The sequence below is a fragment of the Streptomyces natalensis ATCC 27448 genome (assembly GCF_000935125.1).
GTDB classification, from domain to species: Bacteria; Actinomycetota; Actinomycetes; order Streptomycetales; family Streptomycetaceae; genus Streptomyces; species Streptomyces natalensis.
In genome coordinates, this window is record NZ_JRKI01000028.1 from 118253 (window position 1) to 127170 (window position 8918).

The following is an 8918-nucleotide window of genomic DNA, read 5'->3' on the forward strand; positions in this document are numbered from 1 at the left end:
GGTGATGAGGTACACGTGATGGTGTGCGCCCTCGGCGGGCTACGCGCCGAATCGGATGGTCTTGGCGGCACGTATCAGGTGGTCGAGGTAATTGCTCGGGTGACGGTCGTGATCGCGGGGGTGGGGCGGCCGGGGAGTCGCGCCACGAGAACCCGGCGGATCTCGGGAGGTGCGCCTTCGACGTGCAGCAGGCGCACCCCGGGCGGCAGCACCGGCGAGAGCCGCGAGGGCACCGTTGTCACGCCGAAGCCACCGGCAACCAGCTGAAGTTTCGTCAGCCAGTCGCGCGCAGTGGACGATGTCCGGCCGTCCGGGCAGGCCGGGCCAGACGCCGAGCAATGGCTCGGCGTTCGACGCCGGGGCGGCGATCCACGGGGCGTCGACCAGTTCGTCGACGTGCACCGTGGTGCGGCTGGCGAACTCTCCGGTCGAGGGCACCGCCACGACCAGTTCGGTGTCCGCAACGGTCTCGACGTGCAGGCGCGGCGACTCGCCGTCCAAAGGCCGGTGGGGCGGGCGGGACGTCAGCACGGCGAGGTCGATCGAGCCCGCGCGCGGTGCCCGGATCAGGGAGGGCGTGGTGCCCTCGGTAGTCGTGAGCGTGATCTGCGGGTCGGTTGCCGCGAGGCGGGTGAGTGAGAGAGGCAGGATGGCCGCGCCTGCGCTCAGGAACAGCAGCCGAACACCCGGCTGCCCTTGTCCCACCCACTAGAAGACGTTGGCTGCTTCATCTGTGTTGCGCGATATTGACCGCCCGTAGCATTGACGACACTGCGTGGTCCTCCATGAATGCGGGGTGCTTGTGACGCCGTCCTTGTTCCGGATGCTGGAGTGGCACGAGCTGGTCGAGGCGGAACGGCAGCAGCCCGGCGCCCGGGTCTTCGTCTCCGACTACAACGGCGGGCACCCGTTCATCGAGGACTACCTCGGCGAACTCGCCCACACCGCACCGGGCCGGCTGGCGGACATCAGCCGCTATTCCGGTCTGGACGAGGACGCCTCGCTGCGTGCCAAGATCGCCGAGATGCACCGGCAGTACGACGGGGCCGCCTACACCCCGCGCCACGTGGTGCCCGGAGGTGGCTCCAGCGGTCTCCTCGGCACGTTCGCCACCTGGCTGGTGCTGACCGGACGGCGGCGGGTGCACTACGTCCCGCCCGTGTACTACAAGCTCGCCTATCTCTTTCGGCGCATGGGCATCGAGCCCGTCCCGGCCGCCCGCGGTCACGCCTACCAACCGCACTTCGACCTGCGCCTGCCCGAGCAACGGACCGTGCTCGTCCTGACCGACCCGGTCTGGTACGCGGGCAAGCGGGTGCCGGCGACCGTGCTGGAGCAGATCGGGGCCTGGCAGGAGAGAACCGGTTCGCTCGTCTTCGTCGACGGGACCTTCCAGTACATGCGCTGGGACGGGCAGCGGCGTGAGCGCTCTGCTCACCTGCCCCGGGACAAGACGCTGCGCCTGGTGTGCCCCACCAAGTACCTGTCCATCCACGGTTATCGCTGCGCCCACCTGCTCGTACCGGAGCGTCTGCGGGAGGAGGTGGCCGAGCTGCACATGAACCTGCACGGCGACGTGGCCGTCTCCGACCGCCTCTTCGCCCACCGCGCAGCCGACGTGATGCTCGGCGAGGGCAACCGTGCCCTGGTGCGGCACGTACGCGACAACCACCGGGCGCTGGTGGACAGCGGGGCCCTCAGCGCACGGATGCCGGTGGAGGCCGGGTTCTTCCTCTTCGCCCGGCTCCGGGTGCCGCACCGCTGGTTCCTGGCCCTGGACGGGAAGTACTTCGAACTCGACGGCCACGCCGGGTACATCCGTATCAACCTGCTCAACCGCCCCGGCCTTGAGGCCCTGATGGCCACCGCCGATGTGCCGCTACCGTCGGCGCTCCGGCCGGTCAGCGCATGAGGGCGTGCCGGTGGCACCAGACCCGGGCCGAGAGGCGGGCCAGCAGCCGGGCAGCGGGGTCGTGCACGGTGTGCCCGGTGGCGAGCGGCCCGCTGTAGCAGACGGCGAGCGTGTACGGCGCGGTGTCGGGCGGATACACCACGGCGGCGCTGTGCCGCATCCCGGGGAACCACCCGTTCTTCCCCGCCAGCCGGGTGCCCGGCGGCAGGCCCGCGGCAACGTCCACGCGGTGGACGTTGCCCTCCAGCAGGCCCAGCACCTCCGGCTCCAGCGACTCAAGCAATCTGACCAGGTCACGGGCCGTCACGCGATTGTGGACTCCGGCGTCACGCCCGGCATAGTCCTCGATACCGCGCGGACTGGCGCTGCCGGTCGCCCCCGCTCGCCGCCACACCTCGGCCACGGCCTCGTGCCCCACCTCGGCCAGGCACACGTTGGTGGCCAGGTTCGAGGAGTGTGTGACCATCCGCCCGGCGAGCCAGCGCAGCGACGCCGTACCACCCAGCAGCTCCCACGGCCGCGGGTCGCTATCCGCCTGCGGAGTATTGCCGTACGAGCCGCCGGCCACGGAAGCGAAACGGTTGATGACCGGCACCCGCCGGTCCAGGTCCGCGCCGTAACGGTAAAGCGCCGCCAGCACCGCCACCTTCATCGTGCTCGCCGCGTCGTGCGGCACGTCGGCATTCCGCGTGATCACGGGGGCGCACTGCCACGGCGCCACGACGAGGGACAGCATCGCCTCATCGTAGGGCGCGACCATGGGCCTTGCCGACCACACCGCAGGAGCCCGGGGTGACCACGAGCCCTCACCTGCCGCCCTCCCCGGAACGGTCACGTCGTTCTGGGGAGGGCGGTCGATCAGCGTGCGAGGCCGTTGCGTCGGCTAACGGACGACGTGGACGGTCACTGACGTGGAGGTGCGGTCCGTCTTCGCGTGCTGGTGGTTCTTGTCGGTCGAGTACAGCACGGAACGGAATTGCAGGTCGCCCGTGTGCGTGGCCTTGACGTTTGCGCGCGCATCGCCGCTGAAGCTCCGTTTGACGGCGTGCCAATGGCCCCAGTGGCCGGGTTTGCCGGACCGCTCCTGTATCACGAGCGTGGTGTGCCGCTCGGCGTCGTCGTCACCCTGGCCGTGCACCTTCACCACCTGGCCGACATGGGCGGTGTGCGGGGTGGCCTGTATCGAGATGTCGCTCTTGGCGAACGCCGGGGATGCCGCCAGTGCGGCAGAGGCCAACCCCAGCGCGCCGACTACCGCGAACCGCTTCAGACCAAGCTTCATGCTCGGGTCTCCTGGATCTCTTCGTTCCCATGCATCAACTAGGATTCACAGATTCCCAATTGCCGCGCTTTCATCGAAGAAGAGCAGTTTGCGCGCCAAGAAGTTGGCCCCCGATTGTCACTACCGCGTAACTGCTGTCGGATGATCACCGCACTGCCTCACCTTGGCTCTGTCGGGAATCTCGCGAACCCGGAGCCGGTGATCTTGGGGTAGCCCCCAGCCCAGGTGAAGCCCCGACGTCCACCGGCCCCGCGTTCCTGTCAATGAACCCAGTCCATGCAGCTCGAATCAGCCCGACCCGTGCATGTACCGAGATGGGCTGTGTGACAGCCAACGCAGTCGCCCCAGCTCAGAGGCACTGCTCGGCCAGCACCTCGCCGCGCCGCAATGGGCCGGGGTGCTCGCCGTAGCCTTCGCCTCTGTCGGCGCCACCCGCCCCCCAGGCCGCACCTCCAAGCCGACCGCGCCCGAGACGCCGAGCGGCATGCCAGACGAGCCGACGACCCGCACACCTGCGGACGAGCCCTCACCTGGAGCAGCGCCTCACCTACCAGCTGCGCCGCTGCCTCAAAGCAGCGCTCACGACGAATGACCAAGCGGGGAAAGGGGCGGGGGACACTCCGGTGCGTGAGCGGTCGGCAAGGTAGTCCAGTGCCCGCACACGCGGCTCGGACCTGCCAAAAGAGCGAGCGAACAGCGCATGCGGCCCGGCTGTCCCTTCCGACCACGGCTCAACCCGATCAACCGTCACCTCATCAGCACGCCTAGAGCCGGCGCAGTCCGCTCAGCACCCGCTCCATCAGCGCGCAATCCGGGGTGGGGGTGCCGTTGGTGGTGGCGGTCCGGTGCACGGTGATCAGTCCGCACTCCGCCATGTCACCGAGCAGTACTTTGGCCACCCCGAGGGGGATCGTGAGCAGCGCGGCCACCTCGGCCACCGACACCGGCTGTCCGCACAGCCCGATCACGGCGCGGTACTCGGTCTGCGCGATGGCGGTGGAGCGGTAACCCAGCTCGGTGGCCGTCACCAGGGTCTCGATCTCGAAGTGGTGGTTCGACCTGGTCCGGCCGCCCGTCCAGGTGTAGGCGCGGACGATCGAGGCCGCGTACTGGTCGGTGTCCTGGTGCGGGTACTCGGGCGTCCAGGCGCTGAGCGGGTCGGCGGGCGGGGCGGCCTCCGGGGAGCCCGGCGACGGATGCGTCGGCAGGCGGTCCGTCTCCTGGGGAGGTGCGGCCTCGGGTCGGTCGCCGGGCTCGGAGCGTTTCCGCCTGCGTCGTGCGTTGTCCCAGCTGAACGCGTTGAGCACGTCGGCGAACGTCTGGTCGTCCTCCGGCCCCTGATCCTCCCGAGGGGTTTCGAAGGGGCCTCCACCAGTGCTCATGGTCGCCCTATCCGGGCTGCTGAGCGGCGGCCTGGTTCAGTTCGTACAACTCGGCGCGTAGTTCCGGGGTCAGGATCTCGCCCACCTGGTCGACGAGTACGGTCATCTCGTAGGCGATCTGGCCGATCTCGCAGTCCGGCGCCGCCAGCACCGCGAGGCACGAGCCGTCCTTGATCAGCATGAGGAGCATGATCCCGTTTTTCATCTGGACAACGGTCCGACGTACGTCACCGGTCTCGAAACAGCTGGCGGCGCCCTGGATCAGGCTGACGGCGCCTGCGGCGATCGCGGCGAGCTGCTGGGCATGGGCGTCCGGCATCCGGTTCGACGCGGTCAGCATCAACCCGTCGACCGAGACCACCACGGCGTGTGCCACGTTGGGCACGCGCTCGGTGAAGTTGGTGACCAGCCATCCGAACTGGCTCACCTGCCGGAGCTGGGGTGCGGTCATGGGATTGTTCTCCTGCCGGACTCGTCGGGGTGCTGCTGTCACGTCTCATCGGGGCGAGCCTGGCGGATTCCTGCCTGGTAGCTGTGGAGGAATCCGCGGGTCCGGCCGGCGTCCTGACTTACGCGCACGTCATCGCTCACAGGTATGTCGCCGACGCCACCGGCACGCGGTGCGGCCAGCCCCGGTGCAAGGTTCGCGCGCGGCACCCGCTTGGGCAGTCCGACCCGCGTGTGTTCGGCTGCCTCCGCGGCGCCCGCCGGCTCGGCCGCGGGCGGTCGGCGCGGCGCGGCGGGTTTGGCGGGGCCTGGGGTGGACTGTGGTTGCGGGGTGTCCAGGGGCCGGGCCGCGGGCGGGCGGGCCGACCCGGCCGCGAACCAGGAGAATCCTTCGGTGTCTTGTGACGCCGGCGGGTCTCCCGCGTTCGCAGCGGGCTGCGCGGGTGCGCGCGCGATGTCCTGAGGACCGGCCCCGGGCCGCTCCGGCGTGGCCGGCCGGAACCAGGAGGTGGCGGCGTCGCGTGGGTCTGCCGTTCGGGGCGGCGTCGGAGGCCCCGGCCGGTGCATGGCGTCCTGGAGGGTGTGGCCGTTCACCGGTGTCCCGTTCGCGGGGCCGCTGTCGGTGACGTCGGGCGCGTCCTGGGTGACGTCCGGCGCGTCGTCGGTGACGGGTGGTGTGGGCGGGCATGGCGCGGACAGGGGCGCGAACGAACCGGTGTCGGCCAGGCGGTCCGGCTCGGCGGCGTCGGTGGTGGACCCGGAGGTCGTGGCGGAGTCGTCGACGCGGGCCGTGGCGGTCACCCGGCCATCGTCCCGGCGCGGCAACGGGGGTGCGGTGACCGAATCGGTCGCTCGGAATGCCGCCACCCGCGAGGCCGGCTTGGTGTCCGGCGTGCTCAGCGGGGTTCCCGCCTGGCTCGCGGTGCTTGAGGCTTCCTCCTTCACCAGTCCGGCCGGTACGAGCACCAAGGCCCGTAGGCCGCTGCCCTTCTGGTCCATTGTCAGCTTCACGCTGATGCCGTGCCGAGTCGCCAGCCGGCCGACCACGAACAGGCCCATCTGCCGCGAGGTGGGCACGTCCGCAGAAGAACCTACTGCCACCCGCCGGTTGGCCTCGGCCAGCTCGGCGTCGTTCATCCCGATGCCCTGGTCCAGGATGTCGATCAGCGCCGAACCGTCGCGCCGCCGGCTGCTGCCGATGACCACCTGGGTGTCCGGCGGGGAGAAGCTGGTGGCGTTGTCCATCAGCTCGGCGACCAGCCGCGCCACGTCACCGGCCGCGTACCCGATCACCTCCAGGGGCGCCGGTAGTTGCACCACGACGCGCTGATAGTGCTCGATCTCGGAAACCGCGGCCCGCAGCACGTTGCCCAGCGGTACGAGCTGATCGAAGCGGCGGGCCAGCTCGCTGCCGGAGAGCACCATCAGGTTCTCGTTGTTGCGGCGCATCCGGGTCGCGAGGTGGTCGAGCTTGAACAGGTTGGCCAGCTGGTCGGGGTCCTCCTCATGCCGTTCCAGCTGCTCCATCAGCCGCAACTGACGCTCCACCAGGCTCTGGCTGCGCCGGGAGAGGTTGACCAGGGTGTTCCGGAGATCGCTGCGCAGCGTGGCCTGCTCCACCGCCAGCCGCACGGCCTGGCCGTGTACTGCCTCGAAGGCCCGCGCGAGCTCTCCGAACTCCTCGGTGGTGTGCACCGGCACCGACTCGACCACGGCGTCCGGTGTACGGCCCTCGCGGATGTTCACGACCGCGGCCGGGAGCCGGTGCTCGGCCACATCGAGGGCGGTCGAGCGGAGTACGACCAGCGACCGCAGCAGGTAGCGGCCGATCAGCACACCGATACCCACCGCGAGCAGCAACACCGCCAGCAGGATCACGGACGCCGCCCCCGCCCGGTCGCTGGTTTGGTCCTGCAGCCTGGCGGAGACCGTACGCAGATCGTGGGCGAGCCGGAGCTGCGCCTTGTTCATCAGCTCGCCGGTTCGCTCGGAGCTGACCTTCCAGTCCTTGACCGGGATGTGCCAGGAACTGCCCCGCCCCGGGCCGCCGGTCGCCTCCGGCTCGGACAGCTCGGCTTTCACCAGTTGGGCGCGCCGCTTGACGTCTGCACCGGTCACGGTTTCCTCGTAGGACCTCTCCTCCGCGGGGGTGGCCAAGGCCCGGAAGTCGGCGAGTTTGTCCCGCATCCTGGTGTCGGAGTCCTGAAGTGCCCGGCTGAGCTCTCGGTCCTCCGTGCTGCCGCGCCTGGCTGCCTCCAGGATGATGACGTGCTGGAGGCTGATCTGCTCCTGGGCCACCTCCAGGTCGTACGACGCGGTGGCCGGCCGGGAGAGCTGGGGGTCGCCGAACTGGTTGACCAGGGCCTGGTCCAGGTCCAGCACACTCTTGATGACCGCGCTGTACTGCTCCGTGGCGCTCCAGGCTGCGATTCTCCCCGAGTTCACCTGGCCGCGCAGCGCAGGCAACCGTCGTAGGAACGTGCCCGCTTCGTCGTACCGGGTCTTGGAGACCTGATCGAGGTGACAGTACTTGCCGGCCGTGCGCCTGACGGTCGCTCCGGCGTGATCGACGTCCAGGGCCTGCCCCCGGAGCGTGGCCCGGTCGACGGGCGTGTGGTCGCCCAGGTTCTCGGCGGACAGGGTCCGCTCCTCCCGCAGCCCTCCGATCAACCTCGTCAGATCACCTCGCAGTTCGACCAGCTGCTGGATGTCCGCGTATTCCTCCGCGCTTGCGACCTCGTGCTGGATCTGCACCACCGACGAGGCGACGCCGAGCAGCGCCGGCACCGTCAGGACGGCGGCCAGCTTGACGGGCAGCCGCCAGTTCCGCCACTGCACGACAGCGGACCACCTCGGCACCCGGCGCACCCGCGGATACGCATGCCTTGCCGGGGTCACGAGAGGCGTCCCCCGCCCCTGAACTGGTGGCCTCGCCCCGACCGTTCATGAGGTGGTTCCAGGATGCGGACGCGTCCTGGAGGGGAAGCTTCGTCCCTTCCCTTCGTCTCGACGAGGTCCGCAGGACCGAGCCCACCACGCACTTTTTTGCATCCCCACTTCAGTTCACGAACAACTGACGTACCATCAGGGCCGATCCGTACCTGTACCGCCGCTACGCGCTTGCGTTCGATCCTGGTTCAGTGATCACCTTCACGGCGCCCCTATGCGTTCTCGGCCAGGACGGGGTCGGATTCGCTGCGGACCGCCGTCTCGGGTTCGTGGAACTTCGGATTCACCGCGCGCACCAGCTCGTTGGCCACGAATCCGACGGCGAGCAGCGCGATCATGATGGAGAACGAGAAGGTGTACATGCTCGGGCCGGTGTGCCCGGCCCGCTGTCTCATGTCCGCGATGGCGTCCACGATGGCCGGCCCCGCGACTCCGGCGACGGACCAGGCGGTCAGCAGCCGGCCGTGGATCGCGCCGACCTGGTAGCCGCCGAACAGGTCTTTCAAGTAGGCGGGGACGGTGGCGAATCCACCGCCGTAGAAGGACAGGATCACCATGGCGGCGCCGATGAACAGCGTCACGCTGCTGTTCTTGCCGAGCAGCAGCGTCAGGTACAGCAGAGCACCGATGCCCAGGTACAGCCGGTAGACGTTCTTGCGGCCGATCACGTCGGAGACCGACGACCACAGGATCCGGCCGGTCATGTTGGCCAGGGACAACAACGCGACGAAGCCGGCGGCGGCTGTCGCGCTGACCGGGCTTGGCGTGTCCCGGAAGAAGTCCTGGATCATCGGCGCGGCCTTCTGAAGGATTCCGATCCCGGCCGTAACGTTCATGCACAGCACGACCCACAGCAACCAGAACTGCGGCGTGCGCACCGCATTCCTCGCGGAGACGTTCGCGGTCGTCACGAGCCGTTTCCCGGCATCCTCGGCGGGGTGGCCGC

Annotated in this window: 7 protein-coding genes and 1 pseudogene; 1 reads left to right on the forward strand and 7 read right to left on the reverse strand. The window is 69.5% G+C overall.

Going from position 1 to position 8918, the window contains the following annotated elements; genetic code table 11:
- Nucleotides 1-74 precede the first annotated feature (74 nt).
- Nucleotides 75-684, reverse strand: a pseudogene (locus SNA_RS19855) (LysR substrate-binding domain-containing protein); the annotation flags it as partial.
- A 118-nt stretch (nt 685-802) separates the two neighbouring features.
- On the opposite strand from SNA_RS19855, the gene SNA_RS19860 reads away from it, so the two are divergent.
- Entirely contained in the window at nt 803-1912 is a 1110-nt protein-coding gene (locus tag SNA_RS19860) for an aminotransferase class I/II-fold pyridoxal phosphate-dependent enzyme (protein WP_157879998.1), read from the forward strand.
- Here SNA_RS19860 and SNA_RS19865 read toward each other — a convergent pair.
- The 6 genes from SNA_RS19865 to SNA_RS19890 all read right to left on the reverse strand — a co-directional run.
- Nucleotides 1902-2648 (reverse strand): serine hydrolase, encoded by a 747-nt coding sequence (locus SNA_RS19865; protein ID WP_030063289.1) that lies wholly within the window; start codon nt 2646-2648, stop codon nt 1902-1904. The genes SNA_RS19860 and SNA_RS19865 overlap by 11 nt on opposite strands.
- A 147-nt stretch (nt 2649-2795) precedes the next feature.
- Complete coding sequence (locus SNA_RS19870; protein ID WP_037788510.1) at nt 2796-3194, reverse strand: hypothetical protein; 399 nt, start codon at nt 3192-3194, stop codon at nt 2796-2798.
- A gap of 764 nt (nt 3195-3958) precedes the next feature.
- Nucleotides 3959-4576: a DUF742 domain-containing protein gene (locus SNA_RS19875; RefSeq protein WP_030063291.1), complete on the reverse strand. Its 618-nt coding sequence runs from the start codon at nt 4574-4576 to the stop codon at nt 3959-3961.
- A 7-nt stretch (nt 4577-4583) separates the two neighbouring features.
- The gene (locus tag SNA_RS19880; protein ID WP_030063293.1) at nt 4584-5027 is read right to left on the reverse strand and encodes a roadblock/LC7 domain-containing protein; all 444 of its coding nucleotides are present in this window, start codon (nt 5025-5027) and stop codon (nt 4584-4586) included.
- Between the two features lie 38 nt (nt 5028-5065).
- Nucleotides 5066-7861, reverse strand: coding sequence for a nitrate- and nitrite sensing domain-containing protein (locus tag SNA_RS19885; RefSeq protein WP_051877059.1), 2796 nt, complete (start codon nt 7859-7861; stop codon nt 5066-5068).
- 323 nt (nt 7862-8184) lie between these two features.
- Nucleotides 8185-8918, reverse strand: a 734-nt coding sequence (locus SNA_RS19890; RefSeq protein WP_044366074.1) for an MFS transporter, incomplete at its 5' end; no start/stop codon positions are given.